The 26,596-nt window shown below is 70.6% G+C and carries 29 protein-coding genes; 22 read left to right on the top strand and 7 right to left on the bottom strand.

The genetic code is table 11. From position 1 onward, the window contains the following. Positions 1 to 741, bottom strand: a complete 741-nt coding sequence (locus tag ABT336_RS16600) for an SDR family NAD(P)-dependent oxidoreductase (RefSeq protein ID WP_350897483.1) — start codon at positions 739 to 741, stop codon at positions 1 to 3. A gap of 63 nt (positions 742 to 804) precedes the next feature. Next, a complete protein-coding gene (locus ABT336_RS16595) occupies positions 805 to 2,970 on the bottom strand; it encodes an acyltransferase family protein (protein WP_350897482.1) in 2,166 nt (721 codons plus the stop codon). A gap of 189 nt (positions 2,971 to 3,159) precedes the next feature. Here ABT336_RS16595 and ABT336_RS16590 point away from each other — a divergent pair, with 189 nt between their 5' ends. The 3 genes from ABT336_RS16590 to ABT336_RS16580 all read left to right on the top strand — a co-directional run bounded on the left by ABT336_RS16590 (position 3,160) and on the right by ABT336_RS16580 (position 5,850). After that, the gene (locus tag ABT336_RS16590; RefSeq protein WP_350897481.1) at positions 3,160 to 4,263 is read left to right on the top strand and encodes an endo alpha-1,4 polygalactosaminidase; all 1,104 of its coding nucleotides are present in this window, start codon (positions 3,160 to 3,162) and stop codon (positions 4,261 to 4,263) included. 86 nt (positions 4,264 to 4,349) lie between these two features. Beyond that, the gene (locus ABT336_RS16585) at positions 4,350 to 4,883 is read left to right on the top strand and encodes a SigE family RNA polymerase sigma factor (RefSeq protein ID WP_350897480.1); all 534 of its coding nucleotides are present in this window, start codon (positions 4,350 to 4,352) and stop codon (positions 4,881 to 4,883) included. Continuing rightward, entirely contained in the window at positions 4,876 to 5,850 is a 975-nt protein-coding gene (locus ABT336_RS16580) for a hypothetical protein (RefSeq protein ID WP_350897479.1), read from the top strand. Before ABT336_RS16585 ends, ABT336_RS16580 begins: the two co-directional genes overlap by 8 nt. Before the next feature lie 5 nt (positions 5,851 to 5,855). On the opposite strand, the gene ABT336_RS16575 is transcribed toward ABT336_RS16580, so the two are convergent. Both ABT336_RS16575 and ABT336_RS16570 read right to left on the bottom strand, forming a co-directional pair. Further along, the gene (locus ABT336_RS16575; RefSeq protein WP_350897478.1) at positions 5,856 to 6,944 is read right to left on the bottom strand and encodes an FAD-dependent oxidoreductase; all 1,089 of its coding nucleotides are present in this window, start codon (positions 6,942 to 6,944) and stop codon (positions 5,856 to 5,858) included. A gap of 280 nt (positions 6,945 to 7,224) precedes the next feature. Beyond that, positions 7,225 to 7,491, bottom strand: coding sequence for a helix-turn-helix domain-containing protein (locus tag ABT336_RS16570; RefSeq protein WP_350897477.1), 267 nt, complete (start codon positions 7,489 to 7,491; stop codon positions 7,225 to 7,227). An 83-nt stretch (positions 7,492 to 7,574) separates the two neighbouring features. Between ABT336_RS16570 and map the strand changes: the two genes are divergently transcribed. From map to ABT336_RS16555, 3 genes are read left to right on the top strand one after another with little or no spacing between them, the layout of a single operon-like run. Further along, positions 7,575 to 8,351 carry a type I methionyl aminopeptidase gene (gene map / locus ABT336_RS16565; RefSeq protein ID WP_350897476.1) on the top strand — a complete coding sequence of 259 codons (777 nt, stop codon included), beginning with the start codon at positions 7,575 to 7,577 and terminating at the stop codon, positions 8,349 to 8,351. Positions 8,352 to 8,409: 58 nt separating this feature from the next. Further along, the gene (locus tag ABT336_RS16560; RefSeq protein ID WP_350897475.1) at positions 8,410 to 8,835 is read left to right on the top strand and encodes a hypothetical protein; all 426 of its coding nucleotides are present in this window, start codon (positions 8,410 to 8,412) and stop codon (positions 8,833 to 8,835) included. Beyond that, entirely contained in the window at positions 8,832 to 9,128 is a 297-nt protein-coding gene (locus tag ABT336_RS16555; RefSeq protein ID WP_350897474.1) for a transcriptional regulator, read from the top strand. Before ABT336_RS16560 ends, ABT336_RS16555 begins: the two co-directional genes overlap by 4 nt. Before the next feature lie 312 nt (positions 9,129 to 9,440). Here ABT336_RS16555 and ABT336_RS16550 read toward each other — a convergent pair whose 3' ends face one another. Next, positions 9,441 to 10,280, bottom strand: a complete 840-nt coding sequence (locus ABT336_RS16550) for a helix-turn-helix transcriptional regulator (protein ID WP_350897473.1) — start codon at positions 10,278 to 10,280, stop codon at positions 9,441 to 9,443. Between the two features lie 194 nt (positions 10,281 to 10,474). Between ABT336_RS16550 and ABT336_RS16545 the strand changes: the two genes are divergently transcribed. From ABT336_RS16545 to ABT336_RS16520, 6 genes are all read left to right on the top strand, one after another. Next, positions 10,475 to 11,419, top strand: a complete 945-nt coding sequence (locus tag ABT336_RS16545) for an SDR family oxidoreductase (RefSeq protein WP_350897472.1) — start codon at positions 10,475 to 10,477, stop codon at positions 11,417 to 11,419. Between the two features lie 66 nt (positions 11,420 to 11,485). Then, on the top strand, positions 11,486 to 12,112 hold the full coding sequence (locus tag ABT336_RS16540; RefSeq protein ID WP_350897471.1) for a histidine phosphatase family protein: 627 nt from the start codon (positions 11,486 to 11,488) through the stop codon (positions 12,110 to 12,112). A gap of 152 nt (positions 12,113 to 12,264) precedes the next feature. Then, a complete protein-coding gene (locus ABT336_RS16535) occupies positions 12,265 to 12,858 on the top strand; it encodes a YdeI/OmpD-associated family protein (protein WP_350897470.1) in 594 nt (197 codons plus the stop codon). A gap of 95 nt (positions 12,859 to 12,953) precedes the next feature. Next, complete coding sequence (locus tag ABT336_RS16530) at positions 12,954 to 14,378, top strand: hypothetical protein (RefSeq protein WP_350897469.1); 1,425 nt, start codon at positions 12,954 to 12,956, stop codon at positions 14,376 to 14,378. A 105-nt stretch (positions 14,379 to 14,483) separates the two neighbouring features. After that, complete coding sequence (locus tag ABT336_RS16525) at positions 14,484 to 14,942, top strand: alpha/beta hydrolase (RefSeq protein ID WP_350897468.1); 459 nt, start codon at positions 14,484 to 14,486, stop codon at positions 14,940 to 14,942. Positions 14,943 to 15,253: 311 nt separating this feature from the next. Then, the gene (locus tag ABT336_RS16520) at positions 15,254 to 16,972 is read left to right on the top strand and encodes a cellulose binding domain-containing protein (RefSeq protein WP_350897467.1); all 1,719 of its coding nucleotides are present in this window, start codon (positions 15,254 to 15,256) and stop codon (positions 16,970 to 16,972) included. Between the two features lie 123 nt (positions 16,973 to 17,095). Here the strand turns inward: ABT336_RS16520 and ABT336_RS16515 are convergent, their stop codons facing one another. Next, positions 17,096 to 17,491 (bottom strand): MmcQ/YjbR family DNA-binding protein, encoded by a 396-nt coding sequence (locus tag ABT336_RS16515; protein WP_350897466.1) that lies wholly within the window; start codon positions 17,489 to 17,491, stop codon positions 17,096 to 17,098. A gap of 291 nt (positions 17,492 to 17,782) precedes the next feature. Here ABT336_RS16515 and ABT336_RS16510 point away from each other — a divergent pair, with 291 nt between their 5' ends. The 9 genes from ABT336_RS16510 (at position 17,783) to ABT336_RS16470 (ending at position 25,509) form a co-directional block, all read left to right on the top strand. Then, on the top strand, positions 17,783 to 18,418 hold the full coding sequence (locus ABT336_RS16510; protein ID WP_350897465.1) for a SipW-dependent-type signal peptide-containing protein: 636 nt from the start codon (positions 17,783 to 17,785) through the stop codon (positions 18,416 to 18,418). Between the two features lie 9 nt (positions 18,419 to 18,427). Then, positions 18,428 to 19,060, top strand: a complete 633-nt coding sequence (locus ABT336_RS16505) for a hypothetical protein (protein WP_350897464.1) — start codon at positions 18,428 to 18,430, stop codon at positions 19,058 to 19,060. Between the two features lie 10 nt (positions 19,061 to 19,070). Continuing rightward, the gene (locus ABT336_RS16500) at positions 19,071 to 20,366 is read left to right on the top strand and encodes a signal peptidase I (protein WP_350897463.1); all 1,296 of its coding nucleotides are present in this window, start codon (positions 19,071 to 19,073) and stop codon (positions 20,364 to 20,366) included. Continuing rightward, complete coding sequence (locus tag ABT336_RS16495) at positions 20,366 to 20,851, top strand: hypothetical protein (RefSeq protein WP_350897462.1); 486 nt, start codon at positions 20,366 to 20,368, stop codon at positions 20,849 to 20,851. The genes ABT336_RS16500 and ABT336_RS16495 overlap by 1 nt, the downstream gene beginning before the upstream one ends. Positions 20,852 to 21,441: 590 nt before the next feature. Continuing rightward, a complete protein-coding gene (locus ABT336_RS16490) occupies positions 21,442 to 22,608 on the top strand; it encodes a glycosyltransferase (protein ID WP_350897461.1) in 1,167 nt (388 codons plus the stop codon). After that, entirely contained in the window at positions 22,605 to 23,924 is a 1,320-nt protein-coding gene (locus ABT336_RS16485; protein ID WP_350897460.1) for an aromatic ring-hydroxylating oxygenase subunit alpha, read from the top strand. Before ABT336_RS16490 ends, ABT336_RS16485 begins: the two co-directional genes overlap by 4 nt. Then, a complete protein-coding gene (locus ABT336_RS16480) occupies positions 23,921 to 24,433 on the top strand; it encodes an aromatic-ring-hydroxylating dioxygenase subunit beta (protein ID WP_350897459.1) in 513 nt (170 codons plus the stop codon). The genes ABT336_RS16485 and ABT336_RS16480 overlap by 4 nt, the downstream gene beginning before the upstream one ends. 124 nt (positions 24,434 to 24,557) lie before the next feature. Continuing rightward, the gene (locus tag ABT336_RS16475; protein ID WP_350897458.1) at positions 24,558 to 24,950 is read left to right on the top strand and encodes a carboxymuconolactone decarboxylase family protein; all 393 of its coding nucleotides are present in this window, start codon (positions 24,558 to 24,560) and stop codon (positions 24,948 to 24,950) included. Next, the gene (locus ABT336_RS16470) at positions 24,940 to 25,509 is read left to right on the top strand and encodes a hypothetical protein (protein ID WP_350897457.1); all 570 of its coding nucleotides are present in this window, start codon (positions 24,940 to 24,942) and stop codon (positions 25,507 to 25,509) included. The genes ABT336_RS16475 and ABT336_RS16470 overlap by 11 nt, the downstream gene beginning before the upstream one ends. On the opposite strand, the gene ABT336_RS16465 is transcribed toward ABT336_RS16470, so the two are convergent. Continuing rightward, on the bottom strand, positions 25,452 to 26,147 hold the full coding sequence (locus ABT336_RS16465; RefSeq protein ID WP_350897456.1) for a flavodoxin family protein: 696 nt from the start codon (positions 26,145 to 26,147) through the stop codon (positions 25,452 to 25,454). The two genes, ABT336_RS16470 and ABT336_RS16465, sit on opposite strands and share 58 nt — an antisense overlap. A 157-nt stretch (positions 26,148 to 26,304) precedes the next feature. Between ABT336_RS16465 and ABT336_RS16460 the strand changes: the two genes are divergently transcribed. Next, positions 26,305 to 26,596 (top strand): class I SAM-dependent methyltransferase (locus ABT336_RS16460; RefSeq protein ID WP_350897455.1); only part of this gene is annotated, 292 nt, incomplete at its 3' end.

Genomic DNA, 26,596 nt, shown 5'->3' with positions numbered 1-26,596 from the left:
TCAGGCCGTCGCGCCGCCGTCGATGGCGATCGCCGCGCCGGTGATGTGCCGTCCGCCCTCGCCCACCAGGTGGCTGACCGTCGCCGCCACGTCCTCGGGCGTCGCGTACCGGCCGAGCGCGATGTGCGATCGCTGGGCGTCGGCCGCAGCGCTGTCCGCCGGGTTCATGTCGGTGTCGGTGGAGCCGGGCAGGACCAGGTTGACCGTGATGCCGCGCGGCCCGAGTTCGCGGGCGAGCGCCCGGGTCAGTCCGTTGACGGCGCTCTTGGTCATGGCGTAGGCGCTCACCCCGGGGGCCGGGACCCGGCTGGAGAAACTGCTGCCGACGTTGACGATGCGCCCGCCCTCGCCGAGGTGACGGAGGGCGGCCTGGGTGGTGAGGTACACCCCCCGGACGTTGACGGCGACGGCCCGGTCGAGGTCGTCGAGGGTGACCGCCTCGATCGCACCACCAACGAACACCCCGGCGTTGTTGACCAGGATGTCCAGCCGCCCCAGTTCGGCGACCGCCCGGTCGACGGCACCGGCCACCGCTGTGGCGTCGGCGCTGTCGCTGCGGATCGCCAGGCCCCGACGCCCGTACGCCTCGATGGCGGCCACCACCGCCTTCGCGCTCTGCTCGTCGGTGCGGTACGTGAACGCCACGTCGACGCCGTCAGCGGCGAGCCGGCATGCGACGGCGGCACCGATACCACGGCTACCACCCGTGACCAGGGCGACTCTCGCGAAACTGATCGTCATCCCGTCATCCTGACAGTCGACTCAGGATGACGTTCATCCGGGTGGACGGCACCGACGCCTCGTTCAGGGCAGGTGCGGCGAGGCGTGGCGACGTAACAGGTCGTGGAGCCGGGGCGCGAGGTGACGGGCGTACGTGGCGGTCAGGTGGTGTGCGTCCCGGTAGACGAGCAGCCCGTCGATCACGGCGGGGCACTGTTCGGTGGGGCAGATCGCGGGGTTGACGTCGATCAGGTCCACGTCGGGCAGGGCGGCGGCGGCCCGCTCCTGGGGGAGACCGACGGCGAGGGCCCGCTGTCGTGGTTGGGCGCAGGCGGTGAGCCGTTCCCGGTTGGCCGAGACGCACTCGGCCATGTCCCGCTGGAAGGCGGGTGTGTCCCGGATGACCACCAGGGGCAGTCCGGCCCGGGTCAGTTCCGACCAGGTCTGGGTCAGCGCCGTGGTCTGGGCGTCCGTGGTGGCCGGTCCCGGCGGCGGGGTGCTGCCGGCGACCATCGGAACCTGCGTCACGCTGGAGACGATCACCATCCGGGGGCGGCGTTCACCGGTGAGCGCCGACCGGAGGGTGCGGTTCCACTGTGTGCAGCTGGGGTCGGTGCGTCCGGCGACGCTCGTCGGTGTCGCCAGGAAGGAACAGGTCGTCTTGATGTATGTGACCAGCCGCCAGCCGCGCTGGGCGGCGATGACCTGGAGGGCCGGCACCCAGTGCGCCGCGTGGGAGTCGCCGACCAGCGCCACCTCGACCGGTGAGTCGCCGTCGCCGTAGACGCAGCTGCGCAGGTGCGACTCCTGTGCCTGGGTGATGCAGTCGTCCCGGTAGACGTCGGGCAGGTCGTCACGGGCGTGCAACGGGTCGGGCGTGATGCTGGGGTACCTGTCGACGGGGGCGGCGGGGAGCCCGCCTCCGGGTGCCCCGTCCACCGGGGCGGCACCGGGGGGTTGCGCCTGGTTCGCGGTGGGCGGGACCGACGGGGGCGGTGGGCGTACCGCCAGTTGCAGTCCGAGACCCGCCGCGACGGTGAACCCGGTGGCGACCAGTCCCATCCGCAGGGTGCGGGCTTTGGAGAACTGCGCGTACCGGACGGGGTTCTCCACCAGGAGGTGGGTCAGGACCGCCGGGATCGCGGAGACGACGATCATCATCAGCCCGGCGGTGGTGCTCAGCGGGCCCCACCGCGCCTGCGCCACCACCAGCAGCGGCCAGTGCCACAGGTACCACGAGTACGACACCACGCCCACTGCCCGCATCGGTCGCCATTCGAGCAGCCACGCCGGCCCGTACCGACCGGCCCCGGGACCGGCCGCGATGATCGCGGCAGCGCCGAGGGTGGGCAGGAGCGCGACGTGACCGGGGTACACCGCCGTCTCCGGCCGGATCAGGATCGCGGCGAGGGCGACGGCGGACACCCCGGCCCAGCCGAGCGCGACCGCCGCCGGGCGCGGCAGCCGGGACAACTGTCCCGCCAGGATGGCCAGGGCACCCCCCAGTGCCAGTTCCCACATCCGGGTCGTGGTGACCAGGTACGCCCTTGCGGGGTCGGCGTGGCTCAGATGGACCGACCAGGCCAGGGACGGGACGCCGACCAGGGCGATGGCGACCAGCAACCGGGCGGACGTCGGGTCGCCGAGCAGCGGCCTGCGGTGCCGCCCCGACGGGATGTGCCACCCCGTCCACCCCGGCCCCGGTGTCGCGGCGTCGGGCCGGCGGCGGACGGCGAACGTGACGGCGGCGAGCAGGAGCAGCGGCCAGAACAGGTAGAACTGCTCCTCCACGGCGAGGGACCAGAAGTGCTGGAGGATGCTCGGTGCCTCCTCGGCACGCAGGTAGTCGGTGGACTGGTCGACCAGCCGCCAGTTCATCGCGTACACCGCGCTGGCCAGGGCGTCCCGGGCGGTCTCTGCCCAGCGGATCGGCGGCAGGTACAGGTAGGTGAGCAGGAGGCTGGCCACGACGACGACGCTGGCGGCCGGGAGCAGCCGCTTGGCCCGACGGACGTAGAAGGCGGTGACGGAGATCGTGCCGGTGCGGCGCATCTCGTCGACGAGAAGACCGGTGATCAGGAAACCGGAGATCACGAAGAAGACGTCCACGGCGACGAAGGCGCCGGGGAGAGCGGACACCCCGGCGTGCCCGAAGAGGATCAGGACGAGCGCGAGCCCGCGTAGTCCCTCGATGTCCGTGCGGAACCGGCCCGCCAGGATCAGCCCTTCGCCGCCCGCTGGTCGACTCATCTCCACCCCTTTCCTGGCGGAGCATAGGCGCGAAATGCGGACTGAGTAGGCTTTTGAACCTTTTAGACGATGCACCACCTGTCAGCACCCGGCAGCACAAAGTTGTCCCGATCAGGCGGCAGCAGACCCGGTACCCCACGGCGTTGAGGGAGAGGAGTTCTCCCCTCGAACGCGCAAGGAGTCACATCGATGGCATGGAACCGCAAGCAGGTCAGGGCGGGGCTGGCGGTCACGGCCGCCGTGACCGTCGCCCTCGGCGTCGGCATCGGCGCCGCCGGTGCCAGCGGCCGACAGCACTGGTGGGGAGGGGGGGAGAAGCAGCCGGCACCGACGTCGAGCCCGACCTCCGAGGTCGGCTCGTCACCTGCGACACAGGCACCCGACGCGCCCCCGAGCGTTCCCGCGACAACAGCTCCGCCGTCACCGAGCGCGACACCGTCGCCCACCACGTCGACCTCCGCCTCCCCGAGCGCGAAGCCCACCGTCGCCCCGACGGCGTCCACCCGCGCGGCCACCCCGACCGCGACGTCGTCGCCGTCGGCGACGAGGACCCGTACGACCGCCGCCGCCACGTGGACGCCCCCGCCCGGCAACGCGAGGTTCGACTACCAGATCGGCAGGCCGTACCCGCCGGCCTCCGGGGTCCGCGTGGTCAGCCGTGACATGGAGGCCAGCCCGGCCCCCGGGTTGTACAACATCTGCTACGTCAACGCCTTCCAGGCCCAGCCCGGTGCCGAGTCGTGGTGGAAGAACAACCACCCTGAACTGCTGCTGCGCGACGCCCGGGGCAACCTCGTCGTCGACGAGGGCTGGAACGAGTTGATGTTCGACTTCTCGACCGCTGCCAAGCGGACGGCGCTGACCAGGATCGTCGGCGGCTGGATCGACCAGTGCGCCCGTAAGGGGTTCAAGGCCATCGAGCCGGACAACCTGGACTCGTACCTCCGCTCCAAGGGCCTGCTGACCCACTCCCAGGCCGTCGCGTACGCCACGTCCCTGGCCTCCTACGCCCACGGTAAGGGTCTCGCCGTGGCGCAGAAGAACCTCGCGGAGCTGACCACCGCCGAGGCGCGGCGGATCGGGTTCGACTTCGCCGTCGCCGAGGAGTGCGCCACCTGGAACGAGTGCGACGCCTACACCCGGACGTACGGTGACCGGGTGATCGTGATCGAGTACACCCGGAGCAGCTTCGACAAGGCCTGCCGCAGTCACGGCAGTACCCTCTCCGTCGTGCTGCGCGACCTGAACGTCACCGCCCCCGGTTCGGGGTCGTACGTGTCGAAGGCCTGCTGAGCCGCTGACCGATGTCTCACGCCTCGGTGATCTCCGGTGACCCTCCCGGGCCCGGAGATCGCCGACGGCCAGGCGAACAGGCCACGATGACCACGAACGAGTCGACGGACGTGCGGTCCGGTCACGCGGAGGACTTCGACGACTTCGTGCACGGGCGCGGACGGGCACTGCTCAGGTTCGCGTACGTGCTGTCCGGCGACGCGTACCTCGCCGAGGACATCGTGCAGGAGGTCCTGGCCCGGATGCACAGGCACTGGGACAGGATCACCGCGATGCACCACGCCGAGGCGTACGTGCGGACCGCGATCGTGCGGCAGTTCCTGTCCTGGCGGCGACGACGGGCGTCCCGGGAGGCGATCCTCGCCGACGTGCCCGAACCGGCCGGCCTCGACGAGCCCCAACACCGGGTGTTGGCCCGCGCCCACATGTGGCAGCTGCTGGCCGGGCTCCCCCGCGCCCAGCGGGCCGTGCTCGTCCTGCGGTTCTACTGCGACCTGCCGGACGACGAGATCGCCACACTGCTGGGCTGCGGAGAGTCGACGGTCCGGTCGCAGGCGTCACGCGCCCTCGCCCGGATGCGGACCGTGCTGAGCGAGAAAGGGGTGGACGGCAATGGATGACCTGGATCGGTTGCTCGCCGAGACGATGCACCGGGCTGTCGACAGCGCCCCCTCCGAGGCCGGGCTGCTCCACACGGTCCACGACCGGGCCCACAGGTACCGCAGACGCCGGATCGTCACCCGACTGTCCGCCGTGGCGTTGGTGGTGGCCGTCGGCGTACCGGCGGCGGCGGTGATCGCCACCCGACCGGATCCCGCGGTCGTGCCGCCGTCGTCGCCCGCCACTGCCACGGCCGACCGCCGCGTGACCCTCGTCGACGGGTGGACGGCACCGACGTTCCCGTACACGCTGCCCGCCAAGGACGGCATGACCGCCCCCATCGCTTCCGTGGACGGCGGGAAGCCGATCGCCTTCTTCGAGGCCACCGAGCTGCGCCACCACGCCGACGTCACCGTCACCGTGTCGGGGTCGAGGCCGACGTTCACCACCTCCGCCACCGAACAGCCGATGCGGGTACGCGGGAAGACCGGCACGTTCCGGACCGTCGACGTCTCGCCCGCGAAACAGCTCACCCTGTACTGGCGGGAGTCGTCGACCCGGTGGATCCAGTTGGCCACCGACGACACGTACACCCCGGAGCAGGTGGTGTCACTCGCCGACTCGCTCTCCCCGGCGTCGATCCGGGTCCTTCCCCCGTTCGATCTCGACCGCAGCCCCGCCGGCCTGGTGGCCGACAGCGTCACCGCGTCCCGGATGACCTTCCGCACGCCGTCCTCCGCACCGGGCAGGGCGGGGTTCCGCACCGTCCTGCGCGAACAGCGGCAACTCACCGGTGTCAACCGGAAGGTCAACGGGGACGACGCCGTGCTCACCCGCCGAGCCGACCGGGTCACGCTCGCCGTCGACGTCACCTACTGGGAGGCCACCCTGGAGGTGACAGTCGACGACGGCCTCACCATCAGCGACTCCGACCTGCTGAGGTACGCCGAGGGCGTGACCATCCTCAACCGCTCCAACCCGGAGTGAGCCCCTCACCCCCGACCGTCGGCGGGTTCGTCCCCGCCCACCGGCGCGGTCCGGTGCATCCCCGTCGACGGCGGGGTGGACCCGTCCAGCGCCGCACCGGCCAGCCGCCGGCCGAGCACCGGCGCCAACTTGAACAGGTTGTCGCCGTACACCGCCAGGACGCGGCCCCGACGCAGGACCCGGTAGCCGTCGTCGAGCCCCGGGGTGGTCGTACAGTGCAGGAGTTCGCGCACCTGCGGGTCGACGGCGGTGAGGTACCGCCGGACGTAGCCGGTGACGACCCGCCGGGACGCCTGGGTCGCGTGGTCGCGGCCGGCCTCCCACCGGACGTCGTCGCGGCCCACGTGCGCGCCGACCGCCCACTCCCCCGGGCCGCTGAGATGCTGGTACGTGTCCAGTCCGTCGGAGGACCTGCTGATCCAGCACTGGAACCGCTCCCGCTCCGACCCCTGCCGCAACGCGAACGTGAACCGCACGTGGTGGTTCAGGTCCGGGGGTGTGTAGATGCCCACCTGGGCCGCCAACCCCGAGGTCGCCGCGCCGGCGCAGACGACCGCCGCGTCGAACACCTCCGCCGAGGTGCTGCTGCGCACCCGTACTCCCCCCGTCGTCTCCTCGACGGCGAAGACGGTGGCCTCGCGGACCACCGAGGAGGTCACGGACCGCAGGTACGCGCCGACCCGGGCGGCCCGCACCACCCCGCCGGCGTGGTCGACGAGTGACTGGGCCGGGATCTCGCCGGCGGGCAGCCGCAACAACGGCGAGGTCGGCCCGACGACGCTGTGCCGGGCACCGGCGGCGGACATCGCCGCCGCCCAGGCACTGACGTCAGGGCCGCTGACCACCGTCTCGGTGTCGTCGATCAGCTCTTCGGCGGCGTCCCGGGACCAGGCGTCGTACATCCGGCGGGACCGGATCGCCAGGTCCACCAGTTCCGCGTCGGTGTGCGCGAGCCTGAAGATCCGCGAGCCGCCGACGGAGCGCTCCCCCATCGGCCGACCCCTGTCGTAACAGACCACGTCGGCACCCTGCCCGAGCAGGGCGACAGTGGTGGACAGACCCACCACACCCGCGCCGACTACCGCCACCCTCATCCGCCGCCTCCGCCGCCTCCGTCGACCCTGCACAGTGCAGGGTCCGTCCGGTCCCGTGTCACACCGACGAGGTCGGCCCGGCCGTCCGCCGTCGCGACGGGTTCAGGCCGACCGGCGGTCACCGGCCGACGGCCTCTCGACGGTGGTCTTGACGCCGCAGGCCGACCGAAGCCTTCACCTGCACCACATTCCGCACATCGGGACCGATCAGGCGGAGGCGACCCTCCGCCCGCAGGAGTGAAGATCCACCCGACGGCTTGGATCGTGCGGGCGGCTGCCGCTAGGACGCCTGGCGGATGGGCAGGTCCGCCCGCCACACGTCGGCCAGGTCGCTCAGGGAGACGTCGAGGGCCTGACTCAGGCAGACCACGGTGCCGAAGGCGGGGGCGGGGAGGCGACCCGCCTCGATCTTGCGCAACGTCTCGGGGGAGATACCGGCAGCCAGCGCCACCTCGACGAGGCTGCGACCGGCTCGCGCCGCCCGGAGGGCGACTCCGAGGCGCTGGCCCGCTGCGATCTGTTCGGCGGTGAGTGGTTGGCGAACCATTCCCGCAGGATACCCCCGTCGAGCGGACGACCCCGCGTGGTATAAAAATCCCGGTATAGAAATACCGGAAGAGGGAGGCTGTCGTGATCGAGCTCAAGTCCGCCGAGGAGATCGGCCGGATGGCGGTGACCGGCCGGTTCGTCGGTGAACTGCTCGCCGAGCTGGGCGACGTCGCCGCGGTCGGCGTCAACCTGATGGACCTCGAACACCACGCCCGACGGCGGATCGCCGAGCGCGGCGCCGAGTCCTGCTACTGGGACTACGCCCCGTCGTTCGGCCGAGGCCCGTTCCGCAACGTGCTGTGCCTGTCGGTCAACGACGCGGTCCTGCACGGCCTCCCGCACGACTACCTGCTGCGCGACGGCGACCTGCTCAGCATCGACATGGCGGTGGGCATCGACGGGTGGGTCGCCGACTCGGCCCGCTCCGTCGTCGTGGGCACCCCGGACCCCGAGGACCTGAGGCTGATCGAGGCGACCGAGGTCGCCCTGGAGGCCGCCATCGAAGCCGCCCAGCCCGACGGCCGCCTCGGCGACGTCTCGGCGGCGATCGGCGAGGTCGCCCGCTCCTACGGGTACGGCGTCAACGGCGAGTTCGGCGGCCACGGCATCGGACGCACCATGCACGAGGCTCCGCACGTCTCCAACGACGGGCGCGCGCGCCGGGGGATGAAGCTCGTCCCGGGCCTCACCATCGCCATCGAGCCCTGGTTCTGCCGCTCCACCGACAAGATCGTGTTCGACGAGGACGGCTGGACGATCCGCTCGGCCGACGGGTCCCGTACCGCCCACTCGGAACACACAGTCGCCATCACCCCGTCCGGCCCCCAGGTCCTGACCCGGCGCCCCGCCGCCGCCTGACCCACCCCCACCACCCACATAGTTGCCGCACTGGAAAGCATCTCGTATGCTTTCCAGCATGGAAAGTATCGAGCCGACGCCGAACCGCCACCAGGCAGCCGCCGACCTCGACGCCGTCGCCGCCGCCCAGCACGCGGTCCGGAACCGCCCCTGGCCGCGCTGGATCTACCTCGCCAACGCCCTACTGCTCGGTGCGATGGCGCTGACCCCGCTACTGGAATCGGCCAGGTTGGGAGCCTGGATCACCCTGGGCATCGCCGTGTTCGCCCTCAACTACTGGGCAGGACACCAGATCGGCACACCGTTCGCGATCCCCACCAGCCGTGGGTTCCTCGCCGCCGTCGCCCTGGCGGCAGCCTTCCTCGCCACGGCGATGATCGCCGGTGACGCCGACGCGACGTGGCTGGTAGTGGCCTGCGCGGCGGGAACCTCGATCAGCTACACGATCGGTTCGGTGCTGCACCACCGGAGCACCCGCAGGTGACCGGTGAACTGGATCCGATCATCCACCCCACCAACCGGCTGAAGATCTGCGCCATGCTCGCCACGGCGACGACGGTGGAGATGTCGGTAGTCAAGGACACCCTCGGCCTGACCGCCTCCGCGTTCAGCAAACAGGTCGCCGCACTCGTCGACGCCGGGTACGTCACCCAGGAACGTTCCCAGATCGACTCCCGTCGGATCTGGCTGACGTTGACCCGGGAGGGGAAGAGGGCGTACCGCGACCACGTCGCGGCCCTCCAGGCCATCGTCGCCGACTCGACGCGTACCACCTGAACGCCGGGACTTCCATCGATCCGCACGGAAGGTGGACCCCGACGCTGAGGATGGTGTCCCGATATGTGAGCCATGGTGAGCTACCGCACGATTCACCCCACACGTGAACCTCGGGGTGCCGGTCGGAGTAGGGAGACCGACCGCACGAAGACCGCCGGCGGGTGCTCCACCGGCCACGAACCAGAGGACCACAGTGGACAATCTCAACCCGGACTCCCTGGCGTCCGGACGTCCCTGCCCGCCCCGGCGTACGGAGGCCGAAAAGGCCAGGGGCCGCGCGGGTGGGCGCGACCCAGTACGCCGGGCCGTGGCTCACCGGAGCGTCTGCGCGCCGATGACGGAGAGGACCTGGAGCTTCTCGTAGCTCTCACTGCCGGGAACAGCGGTGTAGACCAGAAGTGCGTGCGCCTGCCCCGGGTCGACGAGCTGCTGACAGTTCAGCTCCAGCTCGCCGACCTCGGGGTGGACGAAGTGTTTGACCTCGCGGGGACGTACCCCGATCTCGTGGTCCTCCCACACCCGCCGGAACTCCTCGCTCCCGGCCAGCAACAGCTCGGCCAGGTGCGCGGCGCGGGAGCCGGGCCCCCGCAGGGTGACCTTCTCGCGCAGCCCCGACGCCCACATCCGGCTCAGGAAGGCGTGGTCGCGCGGCGCGTAGAGCCGACGGGCGGCGGGGTCGGTGAACCACCGGTACCCGGCGCTGCGGGCCGGACCGGTGTGCCTCGTGTTGTCCCCGGTGAGGGCCACCCCCAGCGGGGACTGCCGCAACGTCTCACCGAGTTCGGTGACGATCTCGGCCGGGGTGTCGTCCAGGCGGTCGAGCACCCGCAGCAACCCGGGACTGATGTGCTCGGTGGCGGTCCCCCGGGGTGGCGGTGTGTGCCCGGCGAGCCGGAACAGGTGGTCCCGCTCGTCGATCGACATGTGCAGCCCCTGGGCTATGGAGGCGAGCATCCCCTGGGACGGCTGGGGGCCGCGTTCCCGCTCGATCCGGGAGTAGTAGTCGACGGACATGTGGCACAACGACGCGACCTCCTCGCGCCGCAGCCCGTCGGTCCTGCGACGTCGCCCACGCGGCAACCCCACGTCCTCCGGTTGCAGCGCCGCACGCCGGTTACGAAGAAACTGCGCCAACCCGGTGCGATCGATCACGACGTTCTCCCTTCGATGTACTGCCCCCGGTTCTACAGTCCGATCGAGACCGTAGCCACGCCCCGTCGATCCCCCCGTCCGAGCGAAGGGGGATCCGGTGAGCCTGGGATCGACAGGCCGTGGCTACCACCGGCGGTCCGGTCGACGATTGACGGCGTACCCCGAGGAACCGGACGACCCAGGGAGCAGAAGCCGTGTCACGTACTCCGATCGACGTCACAGTCCCCGACCTCACCGGTAAGCGGGCCGTCGTCACCGGCGCCAGCGACGGGATGGGCCTGGGGATGGCCGCCCGGCTGGCCGCAGCCGGTGCCGAGGTGATCCTGCCCGTCCGCAACCGGGCCAAGGGCGAGGCCGCCGTCGCCAGGATCCGGCAGACCACGCCCGACGCCGACGTCTCGCTGCGCAGCCTCGATTTGTCCAGCCTGGACTCGGTAGCGGCCCTGGCCGACACCCTCCGTGGTGAGGGCCACCCGATCCACATCCTGATCAACAACGCGGGGGTGATGCGGCCACCGGACCGGCAGACCACCGCCGACGGATTCGAACTCCAGTTCGGGACCAACCACCTCGGGCACTTCGCCCTCGTCGCCCGTCTGCTCCCACTGCTGCGCGCCGGCAGCGCCCGGGTGACCTCCCAGGTCAGCATCGCCGCCCGCCGAGGACGGATCAACTGGGACGACCTCAACTGGGAGCGGTCGTACGACGGCATGCGCGCCTACAGCCAGTCGAAGATCGCGTTCGGGCTCTTCGGCCTGGAACTGGAGCGCCGCAGCGCCGCACACGGCTGGGGCGTGACCAGCAACCTCTCCCACCCCGGAGTGGCCCCCACCAGCCTGCTGGCCGCCCGCCCCGAGCTGGGGCGCAGCCGGGACACCCCGGCGTACCGGCTGATCCGGGCGCTGTCCGAGCGTCGGATCCTGCTCGGCACCGTGGAGACCGCGAAGCTTCCCGCGCTGATGGCGGCGACCGACCCCACCGCCAGGCCCGGTGTCCTCTACGGCCCCGGCGGACCCGGCAACCTCGGCGGTGCGCCCGCCGAGCAGCGGACCTACCCGCCGCTGCGCAGCGTCGAGGAGGCCCAGCGGGTCTGGCAGGTCTCCGAGCAGCTCACCGGGACCGCCTTCGTCCCGGCCTGAACAACGGCTCCGACGACAGTCGGTGCGGGCGGCGGCCCGGTGGCACGACCTCCTAGACTCCGCGAGGTGAGAGAGCTGTACGTCGTCACACACCCGGAAGCGACCCACCACGTCGACGGACTGGTCGGTGGCTGGTACGACTCGGACCTCACCGACCGGGGCACCGCCCACGCCGAACGGATCGCGGCGACGCTGGCCGGTCGGCTGTCGGAGGCGGGTGCCGTCGAGGTGTTCTCCTCCGACCTGCTCCGCGCCCGCCGGACGGCGCAACTCCTCGGGCAGCGCCTCGGGGTGGGGGTGGTGCTCGACCCCGACCTGCGGGAGAAGTCGTACGGCGAGGCGGGAGGACGGCCGCAGGCGTGGCTCGACGAAAGGTTCGTCCCACCCCCCGCCGTCGGTGAGCGGATGCGCCACGACGAGGGGATACCCGGTGCCGAGACGAAATGGGAGTTGGCGGTACGGACGTACGCGGCGGTGGACCGCATCCTCCGCTCGGAGGTGGTGCACCAGGTCGTGGTGACCCACGGGGGAACCGCCACCTTCGTCCTGGCGGCGTGGATCGGGATGCCCCTCGACGCGGCGGGGTCGGTGGGTTGCCGCTTCTCGCCCGGAGGGATCACCGTGCTGCGCGAGGACGACCACTTCCACAACCGGTGGATCGTCCGCCTCGACGATGTCGACCACCTGCATTGACGTCCCACCGACCGGTGGGTCTCGGTGCGGTGGCCCGCACCGGCTGACGGCGCGGCCGGGTCAACCTGCCGGTGGGCGGCGCGGCCGGGTCAACCTGTCGGCGGACGGCGCGGCCGGAGCAGCCTGTCGGTGGGCGGCGCTATCCTGCCGGCATGGCGGCCCCCGAACTGGATGAGCTGATCGTCGCGGACGCGGAGACGCTCCGCACCTGGCTGTCAGCCCACCATGCGTCCTCCCCCGGCGTCTGGCTCGCCCTGACCAGGAAAGGCGGCACTGTCACCACACTCACCTGGCAACAGGCGGTCGACGAGGGCCTCTGCTTCGGGTGGATCGACGGGCAGGCCCGCAAACGGGATCAGGAGTCCTCCTGGATCCGGTTCACCCCCCGCCGGGCCCGCAGCTCCTGGTCCCAGCGCAACGTCGGGCACGTGGCCCGGCTGGAGGCGGCGGGACTGATGCAGCCCTCCGGCCGCGCCGCGGTGGACGCCGCCAAGGCCGACGGGCGGTGGGCGGCGGCCTACGCGCCGCCGTCGGAGGCCGAGGCACCTGCCGACCTCCTCGCCGCCGTCGCCGCCGACCCCGCCGCCCAGGCGATGTTCGACGTCCTGACCAAGGCGAACCGGTTCGCCCTCATCCACCGCCTCAACGCCGTCAAGCGGGTGGAGACCCGCGAGCGGAAGATCCGCGAGTTCGTCGCCATGCTGGCCCGCCACGAGACGTTCCACCCGCAGAGGGCCAAGCCGTAGGGCGGCACGACCACCCGACCCCGATCTCGACGGCTACCGTCCATAGAATCTCTTGGTCCACATAAGACGATCGACGCACCCGGAGAGGAGCGGCAATGGTCACCCAGGCCGACCTGGACGAGGCCCGTAAGAGCTTCATCGACCTGGCTCCGGGCCTCGCCGGAACCACTCAGGGCCCGGCTGTCAGCACCGCCGTGGAGTCGATCTCCTCCTACTGGCAGAACCTGGCGTACCTCCAGCACCGCCCCCTGCCCGACGAGTACCGGGAGGGCTTCGAGCAGCTCAGGAGGGACCGCGACCAGAACCTGACAACGGTGAACGACTTCGTCAGGAACTCGATCACCGAGGCAGACCGACGGCGCACCGATCCGTACGACCTGACCGCCCAGCAGAGCCACACCTACTTCACGTCGGTGCAGCAGATCCTCACCACGGCCGCGGATCGGGAACGGGAGCTCGCGAAGATCAACCAGGCGGTCGCCCAGCGGATCAAGGACACCCTCAGTGAACGCCTCGACCGCCCCAACGCCTACACCGACATCCGACGGACCGCCGGTCAGGTCTTCCCCCTTCAGGACAAGGCCGAGGACCCCAGGTGGATCAAGCATCTCGACGAGATCCCCGACACCCATCCCCTGCTGGCCGGGCACGGAGAGGACGCCCGCAAGCTCGCCAAGATGGGGGCCCAGGCCACCGTCTCCGAACACTTCGGCAGTGCCACCTGCGGCCGGATCACCAGGTCGGAGATGGTGGCGGCCATCGCCCAGGCTCCACCGGACACCCCTCTGACGATCGTCACCATGCGCGGCGACATGGACCACTCGTCCCTGAGTATCGGTCCACCCAGCGATCCCGCCTCCTTCTGCCCGGAGACCTGGGTCAAGGACGACCGCACGGTGATCAGCGGTGCCGACCACGGGCTCCCCCTGCACGTCGGAGAGTACGAGTACGCGACGGTCGCCACCGGCCGTGACTGGAAGGCAGCGGCGGCCTTCGTGGTCAGCCCCCGACTGGATCCACCGGGTAGGGCGCAGGCCCCCATCGGTCACCAGGAGACCATGGACCAGATCTACCTTCACGGCGTCGAGAGTCGGGTCACCCACATCACCAAACTCCGGCCCGGTGACGGCCCCGGTCACGTGCTCAACGAAGAGGGCCTGTCGGCCACCGCCGAACGGGGCTTCACGGTCAACGGTCGTGTCGGCCCCCACGAGGTGACCGCCGGTGCCGTCGCGGCCCAGTACTCCCCGGTCAACACCCCGGGGCCCGGCACCCCCTCCGCCGTGGACTCGCCGTGGTCGTACCCGCCCACGCCCTCGCCCCCGAGATCGCCGGGGCCGCAGGGATCGGCCACCGAGGCGACGATGTCCCTGACCGAAGCGGCGAACCTCAGGATCGACACCGGCAAGCGGGTACGCAGCCCCTCGCCCTCGTTGGGCCCGGAGGACGGGCCCAGGCCGGTGCCCGGCACCGGACAGCAGCACCCGGCGAGCGCCCCGAAACGCATGCGGCCGGGGTGACCCGGCCAAAGCCTGCGGCGTCCGGACGAGCCGACCGCTCCGGATGATCGGCGCCGTCCCGCACCAGGGACGGCGGCTCGGTCGAGCGGCTACCCGTCACGGCACATGAGCCCGACCGACCTGCTGAGCGACACCCAGTGGACCTTCCTCGGGCCCTACTGGGAGCAGCTGTCGCAGCGGCAGGCGGAGCTGGCGGCGAGCGAGCCCAAGCCCGTCGACGGCGTACGCACCACCGGCCAGACGTCGGGAGAGCCGGTCGAGGATCCGAGTTCGCCGATCTTCTGCCAGGACTGGCCCACCCCGGTCCGCAACCCGCAGGAGCCCCTACGGTGGGACGGCGTTCCCCCGGTGTTGCTGCTCAACAGCCGGTACGACCCGGTCACGCCGCACGAGTGGGCCCGCAGCGTGGCACGCCAGTCCGGTGCGGTCCTGTTGACCTACGACGGGTCGGGGCACGCCGTCTACTCCTTCGGCAGCAGCTGCGTCAGCGCCGCGACCACGCGGTACCTGATCGACGTGGTGACGCCTCCGCCCGGCACCCGGTGCCCGGCGGTTCAGCAGTGACCCGATGACCGACGGCGGGGCGTCGGGGCCGACCATCTCGACCACACTCACGCCGACCGGTCTCCACCCGGGTTGACCAGGGATTCCACTTCAGAGGAAACATGCCACTACATTGACAGGTTTCAAAGTCGCTAATACATTGTGAACGGTAACAGGAAAACGCTTGCCTCGCGCTGCGACACCCGCCGACGAGGCAGGCGTACCGACCTTTGAACCGGGCGCGGCAGGGCCGCCGCCGTCACACCGTGGGAGCGCTCCAGTCCCGTCGACGGAAGCTCCTGCACCCGTCCCTCCGGAGGATCGCAACAGTGATGAGAACTCCCCCGAGAACCCGCAGAGCCCACGCCGCCTGGGTGGCGGCCGGCACCGTGCTCCTGGCCTCGACGGCGACCGCCGCGGCGCTACCGGCCACCGCGGCAGCCGCCGGCTGCTCGGTGAACTACGCGGTGTCGTCGCAGTGGCAGGGCGGCTTCAACGCCGACGTCACCGTCACCAACCTCGGCGACCCGATCACCAGCTGGGCCCTGACCTGGTCCTACGGTGCCGGCCAGCGCGTAACCGACGCCTGGAACGCGACAGTGAGCCAGAGCGGTGCCGCCGTCACCGCCAGCAACGTCAGCTACAACGGCAACATCGCCACCAACGGCACCGCCTCCTTCGGCTTCAACGGCTCCTGGAGCGGCAGCAACCCCGTCCCCACCGGCTTCGCGCTCAACGGGGTCACCTGCACCGGCGGCACCACTCCCACCACCCCGCCGACCACCCCGCCGACCACCTCCCCGACCACCCCGCCGCCCGCCGCATCGGCGGACATCACCGTCAACAGCGCCACCAGATACCAGACGGTCGACGGATTCGGGGCCGCACAGTCGATCTGGGGCAGCGCCTGGTCGACGGCGGAGACCCAGACCCTGGTCGGCCTCGGCGCCAACCAGCTGGGGCTGTCGATCGTGCGGACCGGCGTCTCACCGGTCTCCGGTGAGTGGCCCACCCACGTCAACGCCCTGAAGACGGCGAAGTCGTACGGGTCGGGGGTGAAGATCCTCGCCTCTCCCTGGACCGCCCCGGCGGCGTGGAAGACGAACAACAGCCGGATCAACGGCGGCAAGCTGCGGACCGACTACTACGACGACTACGCCAACCACCTCAACAGCTACGTCCAGTACATGCGCAACCAGGGGGTGACTGTCGACGTCACGTCGGTGCAGAACGAGCCGGACTGGCACCCGGACTACGACTCGATGGACTGGAGCGGCACCGAGCTGCGCAACTTCGTCCGGGACCACGGTTCCCGGGTGCAGAACACCAAACTGATGGTCGCCGAGGCGGTGAACCTGAACTACACGTACACCGACCCCACCCTCAACGACACCACCGCCCGGAACAACATCGGCTACATCGGCGGGCACCTGTACGGCACCGAGGAGTCCGGGCGGCTGCGCTCGTACCCCCTGGCCGACCAGCACAACAAGCCGGTCTGGATGACGGAGTGGAACCTGCACGCCGCCGACGGCAACGGCTCCAACATCTGGGGCAACCCCGGTAACCAGACGGTCTGGAACGAGACCCTGGACGACATCATGCGTACCGTGCACCGGTCGATGGAGGCGAACTGGACCGCCTACGTCTGGTGGTACGGCAAGCGCTACTACTCCTTCATCGGCGACGGGGAGGCGGCCTTCGGCACCACCGCCGGCGCGCCGCTCAAGCGCGGGTACGCCTTCTCGCAGTACTCCAAGTACGTCCGCCCCGGGTACCAGCGGGTCGCCCTGACCAAGAGCACCAAGGCCAACCCCCTGGAGGTGACCGCCTACACCGGCGGCGGAAAGACCACCCTGGTGATCCTCAACCGGTCGACCAGCGCGGTCAACAACGCCGTGGTGCAGGTACCGCAGAACATCACCCGAGCCGAGCACTACCTCACCTCGGTGAGCGCCAACGCGGCCAGCCAGCCGGTAGCCGCGAACGGTGGGCAGGTCACCGTCAACGTCGGTGCCCGCAGCATCTCCACCGTCGTGCTCACCCACTGACCCGGACCGTCCCTACTGCCGGTCGGGCGCGTGGGTGGAACACACCCGTGCGCCCGACTGCGCCGCGTGGGCGCGTTCCCCCTGCGCCGTGTCAGCAGCAAGGTTGCCCCGGGGTCACCGTCGCTACCGTCGAGAGTCGAGCACGGCGACCCGGCGTCGTCCCGCCGTCCGGCGGTAGCTGGCGTCGAGAAGCTCCCCGACCTCGCCCCAGTCGGTGTCCGGGGTCAGGTCCACCCCGATCCACCCCGAAGGACCCAGGTAGGCCGGGACGAAGCAGCGGTCCTCGTCCAGCAGTCCCGCCCGCTCGTCGGGATCGAGCAGGACGAGGACCGCCTGTTCGTGCTGCCGATGACTGCCGTCGACCTTCACCGAAGCTCCGTAGTAGGCGAAGACCTTCGTGGTGAAGAAGGCGGGACGACCGTGGGAGACCTTCTCGGCCGCGTCGGGGAGGGCCAGGGCGAGCGCCCGCACCCGGTTCAGGATCGGGTCCGCCTCGTCGAACATGATGGGATGCGGCATATCGGAGAGTAACCACACGGTGGACAACCGTGGTGCCCCGACCCGACGAGAGCCGACCCCGTTCCTGGGTGGATCGGAACGAGATCCGTGGAGCGGGCGTACTCCTGACTGGCCTTTGGGGTTTTGGGTGTTTTGTCGGTTTCGAGGACCTAGAGTCTTCCTTGCGTGACAGCTTCCGCCACCTCCCCTCCGGTCCGATCGACGGTCCCCGACGGCACCAGCCGGTCAGATCACCGCTGTGCTCCTGTCACCACCCAGGACAGCCATCCGCACCGCACCGAGGAGAACACGTTGATCAGACGAACCAGGACGACCACGGGAGCACCCGTCGGTCGAGGAGCCAGCCGCAAGCTCAAAGCCGTCCTGGCCGGGGGAATCGCCCTCGGCCTCGGGGCGACCATCACCCTCGCCGCCTGGAACGACTCGGAGTACGTCCGGGGCACCTTCACCGCCGGCACCTTCAGCATCGAGGGCAGCACGGACGGCACCACCTACGCCGAGCACCCCACCCCCGCTGCGGCGGCGGCGCTGACGTTCAGCACCGGCTTCGACGACATCAGCCCGGGCGACGTGGTCGCGGCACCCTTCGCCGTCCGCCTCACCGCCGCCACCACCTACGACGCGACAGTCACTGTGGCCTCGGCCACCCCCGCCCCGCCCGCCTTCGCGGGCCTCACCTACGGGATCGCGACCGTCCCGACCTTCGCCGACTGCGACGCGACACCCACCACCCCGACCTGGGTCGTGCCACAGGGCACCCCCCTCGACTCGGTGGCCGCCGCAGTGCCGTTCAACCTGACACAGGGCACCCCGCCCACGACGCCCGGTGCCCCGGAGTTCCTCTGCTTCGTCGTCACCGCTGATGCCGGTCTGGTGCAGGGCACGTCGGTGACGCAGACCTGGCAGATCCTGGCCGAGTCCGTGTAGGTGGCAGCCGTGGTCAGACGTCAGAAGACGACCGGAACACCACGGCTGCGTCGAACCCGTGCCGTACTCGCCAGCGCCCTCGGCCTCGGTCTGGGGGTCACGTCCACGCTCGCCACGTGGACCGACAGCGAGTACGGCACCGGGTCGTTCGCGGCGAGTGTCTTCGGCACCGAATCGCAGACCGCGTCGAGCACGTGGGCGAGCCACACCCCGGTGGTGAACGCAGCGATCCTGGCCTTCAACGCCACCGCGATGTCCCCCACCATCTCGTTCTACGCCTGGATCAACATCCGGACGACGACGATGACCAACGTCGGCGGCACCGTCGCCCTGACCAGCTCGTCGAACAACGGCGGCACCCTCCTGCCCGCCCTGGAGTACCGCGCGGTACGGACCCCCAGCAGCAGCTCCACCTGCGCCGCCGCGGCGTTCACCGGTTCGCCGACCTGGATCGTCGGCCCCAGCTACTCGGGCGTCACCTCGGTGCCCGCCTCCCCGATCTACTCCACCATCACCGTCCCGGGGGGCGCGACCCCCCAGCTGCGGTTCTGCTTCGAAGTCCGGATCCAGTCCGGCGCCAGCAACCTGTACCAGGGGACGACCGGCTCCGTCACCTGGGGTTTCACAGCCTCGTCTACGTAAGGAACTTCGAATGGTGCGAGTGCGTCGACGGCAGGGTGTGCTGACCCGGGTCGGTGACCTGGCGCTGACAGTGCTCGCCCTCGCCGGGACGGTGTGCGTCGTCCTCGTCCCCCTGGCATTCTTCTTCGACATCTCGCTCATCCTGTTCAAGACCGGGTCGATGAGCCCGACCATCCCCGCCGGATCACTGGCGGTGGTGCGGGAGATCCCCGCGTCGAAGGTGGTGGTGGGAGACGTCGTCACCGTCGACCGCACCCCGCTGCCACCGATCACCCACCGGGTCGTCGCCGTCGCCGACGGCGGCGGGCCGGTCCGCCTGCTCACCCTGCGCGGGGACGCGAACACCTCGAACGACGCCGCACCGCACGCGGTGAGCCACGTCCGGCTCGTCGAGTGGTCGGTGCCCAGACTCGGGTACGGAGTACGCGCCCTGTCGAACGTGTACGCCGCGAGCGCCATCACGATCGGCATCGCCGCAATCGTCACCTGGGCGTTCTGGCCCCGCGCCACCGACCCGCAGACGCCGCGAGGCACCACGTGGCGACGTACCCCGTCACGCCCCCGACGGCCCGGCCGGTCGGAGTGGACCGGAGCGGAGACGGACGCCGGGGCCGACACCCCGACGAACGGCACGACAGCCGGCGACCCCACCCTGCGCCGCATGTTGCTCGTGGTGGCGTTGCTTCCCGGCGTCACCGCCGGGATCCTCACCGCACCCGACACGGCGCGGGCGGACACCACCGAGGAGGTGATCCGCAGCAGCGCCCTCACCCTGATCTCGATCGGCGACCGGGACCGCATGACGAACCTGGCGCCGGACGAACCCGTGCCCTGGCAGGTGGGTGTCTCGGCGCACGTCGACGAGCCAGGCACCGTGACCGTCACGCTGTCGGCGCTGGGTCCGCTCACGGTGGAACCCGACGGACTTCACGTCGGAGCCGCCGTCTGCACCGCACGGTGGGTGGCGGGCACCTGCCCCACCGGCGCGAGGCAGGTCCTCCCCGACGGCCCCGCCGCCAGACTGACCGGACAGCCGGTCACCGTCGCCTCGATGCGCGCCGACGAGCAACGGTGGCTCCTGGTGACCGCCCGCCTGCCCACCGGATCCACCGCCTCGGGCTGGGCGGACCTCGTCGTCACCGCGACCGGGTTCGGCGACCGGGCCTCGGCGGGCGGCAAGGTCGGACCGCTTCCGCGCACCGGCGTCGACCTGCGGACACCGGTGCTCGCCGGTGCCGGTGCGCTCCTCGCCGGACTGCTGCTCATCCTCGCCACCCGCAAGCACCGGATCCGGGTGGGGCAGTAGTGAGACGCCCCCGGACCCCCGGCCCGGCCGACCGGAGGCGAACCCACCACCTCCGGCGGTGGATCGCGGGTTCGGCCGCCCTGGTGCTCGCCGGCACCGCCGTCGTCGTCGCACCACCACAGGCGACGCTGGCCACGTGGAGCGACAGCGAACACGGCAGAGGTTCCCTGCAGGCCGGCACCGTCAGTCCACCGACGAACCTGCGGTGCACCGCAGGCCTGGCCACCCCACCGACGTTCACCTGGGACCTGCCCGTCGGCGGACTGACCCGCAGCGGTTTCACCTGGTCCCTGTCGGGCGGCTTCTCCGGAGGCGGCACCCTCGGCCCCGCCGTCACCACGGTCACCATCCCCGGGGGGCTGCTGACCATCGGCAGCGGCACCTTCAACCTGTCGGCGAACGGCCCCGGCGGTTGGACCTCGACGCCGACCACCGGCACTGTCAGCATGCTGACGGCCCTGCTCTACTCCTGCAGCGTCCCCTGACCCTGCCGCGCCGGATCCCTCTGAACGTCGCCGCAGCAGCGTGGGTCACCGGGGACTCGAACCCCGAATCCTTCGATCGCGAGGAGTGGGAAGCGGGGTGGAGAGTGGACGTGCCACTCGGTCGACGCCCCCGCCGCACAACAGCCGAAACCCAGACCGGCCACTCCAACCGCTCGGAATCCACCGAAACGGCGAAATGACATTACCGCCGAAGGAACGTCCACCAGGTCACGACTGTCGACGCGCGCGAGGCATTGACATTGATCGCACCGCCCGGCAGGCTTTGCGAAACCGCCCGGGACAGGTGGTGGACCGGGTTTTTTCGCGTAATTAGCCAAGTCGCGTCGACCTATGCACCCCTCAGCGATGCGGGGCACGCGTACGCCTCTGAGCAGCAACTGGATGCCGGCGGCCGCTTTCCGGCCCGTCGGTCGCTCCGGCCTGCCCGGAGGCGGAGTGCTGCCGTCCGTTCGCCGCCGTCTCGACCCGTTTCTGTAGACAGGAGGTGTCGTGCTCATGGCTGCTGTGATGCGACCTGAGCCAGTTCTCGACCCGAACTGTTCGCATTATTCGGATGGATCGGAGATCTGATGCGTGTCGCCCTCCTCACCACGACTCAACACGGTCACCTGAACCCGTACGTTCCGGTGGTCAACGCACTCCGAACTACCGGCAACGAGGTCGACCTGCTGCTGTTGTCCGCAGACGGTGGCACCCTCGACGAGCAGCGCCGCCAGGCCCTGGGCGACGTGCAGGTCCACTCGGTCGGGCAGGTCGAGATGGCACCGTGGAGTGGCGACCCGGCGAAGATCGGCCCGATGCTCCAGTCGTCGCCGGTGGCGGACCGGACGGCCGACGTGCTCCGGGCCACCGCGCCGGACTTCGTCCTCGTCGACTCGCTGCCGGTCACCGCGGCGGCCATGGTCGGGGCGGAGGCGTCCGGCGTGCCGTACGGGATGGTCTGGGCCAACCTGGGTGGGGTCTGCCCTAGGGAGCACCGCCGAGGTCGCTGGGCGTACGACGAGCAGGTCGGCGACTATCTGACCCGGCACGGGGTGCGGTGGTCGACGCGGACCCACTCGGCGCGGTCGCGGCTTCTCAACGTGATGCCGACGATTTCCGCGCTCGTCGGGGAGGACGCGGTCACCGACGACGGGGTGCAGCTTGTCGGGTTGCCGGGCGCGGCCGGCCCCCGTGGCGACGAGGTCGCCTTCCCGGACCTGGATCTCCTCGACCCCGACCGGCCGGTGGTGTACGTCTCCTTCGGCACGATCTTCTACCGGCGGCCGGACCTGCTCCGCACGACGATCATCGGGGCGGCGGCGACCGGGGCGCAGGTGGTCGCCGCGGTGGGCGACCTCGCCGAGGAACTGGCGCTCCCCGACGACGTGTTCACCGCCCCCTATCTGCCGCAACGTGAGGTCCTCGAACGCGCCGACGTCTTCGTCACCCACGGCGGATACAACTCCGTCGCCGAGTCGATCCGGGCGGCGACGCCGATGCTGGTGATCCCGCTGGCAGTGGACCAGCCGATCCAGGCGTACTTCGTGGGTCGGGCGGGCTTCGGAACGGCTGTGGAACCGGCCGCCGTCACCGAGCGGTCGGTCGCCGACGCCGTCACCGAACTGCTCGACCCGGCCCGGGACTACCGGTCCCGGTTGGGCAAGGCGCAACCGGAGTGCGGCGATTCGGCGGTACGCACTGCCGAACTGGTCACCGCCACCGTCCAGACGCTACAGCGAAAGGGGGAACAGTGACGATCGAGGTGCAACGGCCGGTGGGCGATCCGATCGTGGTCGACGACCTGGAACGCCTCTCGTTCCGGGTGGATCGTCGCGCCTACACCGACGACGACGTCGCCGCACAGGAGATGGCCAGGATCTTCGATCGATGCTGGTTGTACGTCGGACACGAGTCGGAGGTGCCCGGACCCGGCTCCTTCGTGTCGCGTGACGTCGGCGGACGCCCGGTGGTGATGGCGCGCGGATCCGACGGGGCGATCCGGGTGTTCGCCAACAGTTGCACCCACCGTGGGGCGCTGATCTGCTCACAGCCGGCCGGTCAGGTCAGGTCGTTCCGGTGCCCCTACCACGACTGGACCTTCTCCAACCAGGGTGACCTGGTGGGGGTCCCGATCCCGGACGGGTACGGGCCGGGCTTCCGGAAGGCGGACTTCGGGCTGGCGCGGCACCGCAGTGACACCTACCGCGGGTTCGTCTTCGTCACCTTCGACCCGCAACAGCCACGCACCCTGACCGAGTATCTGGCGGGTGCGACCGAGTACCTCGATCTCGTCGACGACCAGTCCGAGGTCGGGATGGAGGTGATCCAGGGCGCGCAACTGCACGGGGCCCGGGCCAACTGGAAGCTCATGATGGAGAACAGCGTCGACATCTACCACTTCCGGGCTCTGCACAAGCGTTACGTGTCCTACATGGAATCGCTCGGATCGGTGCCGCCGCGACGGCGGGGCGGGTTCGGCCGCGCCCTCGGGCTGGGACACGGTGCCAACGAGCTGCCACCGGCGGCGGCCCGCCCGCTCGCCTACTGGACGCCGATGTTCGGCCCCGAGGTCCGGCCCCGGATCGAGGCGACTGCCGCCCGGTTCGTCGACAGGTTCGGCGCGGAGCGCGCCCAACGGATCACCGGCACGAACCGCGCTCTGCTGGTCTTCCCCAACCTGATGATCATCGACGCGATCGCGATCACGATCCGCAAGATCGACCCGGTCGGTGCGGACCGGATGGCCATCACCTCGGTCGCCCTGGCCCCCAAGGACGAGGACCCGGACATCCGGGAACTCCGCAAGAGCCACTACCTGACCTTCCTCGGCCCCGCCGGCTTCGCCACCCCCGACGACATCGAGATCATCGAGTCCTGCCAGCGGGGCTACCTCAACCGCACGGTCCGCTACTCGGACCTGTCCCGGGGGATGAACAAGGAGGTCCCCGAGACGACCGACGAGCTTCCCGCCCGCGAGTTCTGGCGGCAGTGGGACCGGCTGATGCACGGTGACGACGGGCACCACGAGGTCGCGCACCGGGCCGAGATGCAGGGGGCGCAAGCACGATGAGCACCGAACTGACAGTCGACGAGACGGCCCGGGTGCGGCTGTGGCACCGGGTGAGCCAGTTCCTGTTCCGGGAGGCGCGGCTGCTCGACGAGTGGCGCCTGGTCGAGTGGTACGACGAGTTGCTGACCGACGACATCCGCTACGTCATCCCGGCCACCGACGTCCGCGCGGAGACCGTCGATGCGCTCGGGCTCGTCGACGACGACGCCGCCCGGCTGCGCCAGCGCATCGAACAGCTCCTCAACGACGAGGTGTGGTGCGAGAACCCCCGGTCGCGGACCAATCGGCTGATCAGCAACGTGGAGATCCTGACCGACCGGGGCACCCACCTCGACGTGGTGGCGAACGTCGTCGTCCACCGGTTCGGGCACGGACGCTCCGACGCCTACGTCGGTAAGTACCGGTTCGAGCTCGTCGTCGAGGACGAGTCGTTCCGGATTCGCAGGCGGGTGGTGGTCCTCGACCACGAGACGCTCTACGAGCACGGCAAGCTCAGCATCATCCTCTGATCCGACGGTGACGGCGGCCGGGTCGCCGGCCCGGCCGCCAGCGGCCGACGTCGGCCGCTGGTCGCCGCCTTCGTGACGTCGTGGACGTCGACACCTGTCCGACCACCTTCGAAGGAGTTGATCGATGAACCCATCGGCTGTCCGACACGAGCGGGGCAAGGCCGTCTTCCAGCAGGTCTTCGGCCGCGAACCGCGTCCGGGTTCCTACCCGGACTTCCTGGAGATCACCGTCGACCACCTGTTCGGTGAGATCTGGACCCGCCCGCACCTGAGCGTCGAGGAGCGCGAACTGGTCGCGTTGACTGCTGTCACGCTGGCGCGCACCGACTGGGAGTTACGCGGCCACATCGGCGCCGCCCTGCACCTCGGGATGTCCCGGGAGAAGATCGTCGAGATCATCATCCAGCTCGCCTACTACGGCGGGTGGCCGGTCGCCAACAACGGGCTGCGCGTCGCCCAGGAGGTCTTCGCCGAACTCGACGCCGCGACCGGTGAGGAGACCGACAGTGACCGGTGAGCCAGCCGGACGGGTGCCGGACTCCGGTCCGACCGGCTCCGCCATCGACCCGGCGGAGAAGGTCGACCTGTGGCGCCAGCGGTTCTTCGAGGCCCAGGCCGCCGCGGAGGAGTTCATCCTCGGCGAGCACGGCGAGGACGGCCTGGCGTCGTGGATCCAGGCGAACTCCCGCATCACCGCGGAGCTGCTGGCGGCGCAACGGCCCGCCGGGCTCTCCGCCACCGACCACTTCATGACCCGGCTCCAGCGTCAGCTGCTGCTGTACGACTCGGCGGTGACCAGTGAGCCCCGGCCCTCGGGAACCGTCCTGCGCAACGCCGACTGCGGGATCCTGCGTTACCGCAGACGGGCCGCCCGCGACGGCGTCGTCCTGACCTTCTCGTCACCGTGCCAGTACTGCCAGGACCTCAACACCGCCATCGCCGGGCGCTACGTCGAGTCGGACGTCACCGTCTCGTGCGAGCAGGCGGGCGACGGGTGCACCTGGCGCGCGGAGTCGCCTCAGACGCCGGTGGCGGACACGGCCGGGTCACCGCAGCGGGGACGAACCGACGACTGAACCACTGGCAGTACGGTCCGGCCGGCGGCCGGCGACTGAACCACTGGCGGTACGGCGCTGTCGGCGGCCGGTGACCGGCTGACGTCGAGCGTCATGCCAAGTTGCCGGCCCACCGCCGTACAGAGGTCGACCGCTGCGGTACGGGTCAGGTCCGGGTGACCGCTCTGGGTGACGCACGCCGACGCGACGTTCTTGTTCTTGAGGCGCAGATACCACGGGAACAGCGACGCCAGTGCCGGCTCGGTCAGCATCGTGCGCGAGTGCACGATGGTCCCCACCAGGAGGTTGCCGAACGGGCGCTGCCGGGCGTTCATGAAGCTCTTCAGGCGCTCCTGGAAGATCTTCAACACCGCCGGTACGTTGCCCGCGTACACCGGCATGGCGAGCAGCATCCCCTGCGCGCCCTCGGCGAGGTCGACGACACGCTCGAAGTCGTCGTCGAGGGTGCACCGGCCCACCTCGGGATCAAGGCAGGTGTCCTCGCCCTCGCACATCTCGATGCGATGGTCGATCAACCGGATCCGCTGGATCTCCGCGTCCCCGACCTCCCGGACGACACCGTCGACCGCCGCGTCGAGCAGTGCGTCGGTCAGTGACGGGAGACGCCGCTGTGTACAGGACATCGCGACGATCTTCATTCGACGGGCCCCCCTGGTCCGCTCAGCGCCACCCGAGTCCGGCCGCCTGACGAAGCCTCCGCCGGGCGTGAACGATGTCAATCTATCCACAGGGGAGCGTCGCCGGAAGGGGGGTATTCGGTTGCCCGCCCGTCCCCGGCCGGACAGGATCGGCGGCATGCTGCGATCCGAGGTCATGGCGTACTACCGGCGGGGCGGCGAACGGGACCGCCTCACCGTCGGGCAGGGCCGGTGGGAGTTCCTCCGGACGTGGGACGTCCTGTCCAGGACGCTCCCCGATGCGCCGGCCGTGGTCCTGGACGTGGGCGGGGCGACAGGCGTGTACGCGGCCCCGCTGGCTCGGGCCGGGTACGACGTCCTGGTCGTCGACCCGGTGCCCGAGCACGCGATCGCGGCGGCGGCCCACCCCGGGGTGCGGGCCGTCGTCGGGGACGCCCGGGCTCTGCCCG

The organism is Micromonospora sp. NPDC000207, from assembly GCF_040300925.1.
GTDB lineage: Bacteria > Actinomycetota > Actinomycetes > Mycobacteriales > Micromonosporaceae > Micromonospora.
Note: the sequence above shows the minus strand (reverse complement) of the source record. Positions and strands in the feature narration are given on the sequence as shown.

Bases quoted from the DNA above. Each gene is read 5' to 3' on its own strand.
- ABT336_RS16600 (WP_350897483.1), bottom strand. From the start codon at position 741: ATGACGATCAGTTTCGCGAGAGTCGCCCTGGTCACGGGTGGTAGCCGT.
- ABT336_RS16595 (WP_350897482.1), bottom strand. From the start codon at position 2,970: ATGAGTCGACCAGCGGGCGGCGAAGGGCTGATCCTGGCGGGCCGGTTC.
- ABT336_RS16590 (WP_350897481.1), top strand. From the start codon at position 3,160: ATGGCATGGAACCGCAAGCAGGTCAGGGCGGGGCTGGCGGTCACGGCC.
- ABT336_RS16585 (WP_350897480.1), top strand. From the start codon at position 4,350: ATGACCACGAACGAGTCGACGGACGTGCGGTCCGGTCACGCGGAGGAC.
- ABT336_RS16580 (WP_350897479.1), top strand. From the start codon at position 4,876: ATGGATGACCTGGATCGGTTGCTCGCCGAGACGATGCACCGGGCTGTC.
- ABT336_RS16575 (WP_350897478.1), bottom strand. From the start codon at position 6,944: ATGAGGGTGGCGGTAGTCGGCGCGGGTGTGGTGGGTCTGTCCACCACT.
- ABT336_RS16570 (WP_350897477.1), bottom strand. From the start codon at position 7,491: ATGGTTCGCCAACCACTCACCGCCGAACAGATCGCAGCGGGCCAGCGC.
- ABT336_RS16560 (WP_350897475.1), top strand. From the start codon at position 8,410: ATGGAAAGTATCGAGCCGACGCCGAACCGCCACCAGGCAGCCGCCGAC.
- ABT336_RS16535 (WP_350897470.1), top strand. From the start codon at position 12,265: ATGGCGGCCCCCGAACTGGATGAGCTGATCGTCGCGGACGCGGAGACG.
- ABT336_RS16530 (WP_350897469.1), top strand. From the start codon at position 12,954: ATGGTCACCCAGGCCGACCTGGACGAGGCCCGTAAGAGCTTCATCGAC.
- ABT336_RS16525 (WP_350897468.1), top strand. From the start codon at position 14,484: ATGAGCCCGACCGACCTGCTGAGCGACACCCAGTGGACCTTCCTCGGG.
- ABT336_RS16520 (WP_350897467.1), top strand. From the start codon at position 15,254: ATGAGAACTCCCCCGAGAACCCGCAGAGCCCACGCCGCCTGGGTGGCG.
- ABT336_RS16515 (WP_350897466.1), bottom strand. From the start codon at position 17,491: ATGCCGCATCCCATCATGTTCGACGAGGCGGACCCGATCCTGAACCGG.
- ABT336_RS16500 (WP_350897463.1), top strand. From the start codon at position 19,071: ATGGTGCGAGTGCGTCGACGGCAGGGTGTGCTGACCCGGGTCGGTGAC.
- ABT336_RS16490 (WP_350897461.1), top strand. From the start codon at position 21,442: ATGCGTGTCGCCCTCCTCACCACGACTCAACACGGTCACCTGAACCCG.
- ABT336_RS16480 (WP_350897459.1), top strand. From the start codon at position 23,921: ATGAGCACCGAACTGACAGTCGACGAGACGGCCCGGGTGCGGCTGTGG.
- ABT336_RS16475 (WP_350897458.1), top strand. From the start codon at position 24,558: ATGAACCCATCGGCTGTCCGACACGAGCGGGGCAAGGCCGTCTTCCAG.
- ABT336_RS16465 (WP_350897456.1), bottom strand. From the start codon at position 26,147: ATGAAGATCGTCGCGATGTCCTGTACACAGCGGCGTCTCCCGTCACTG.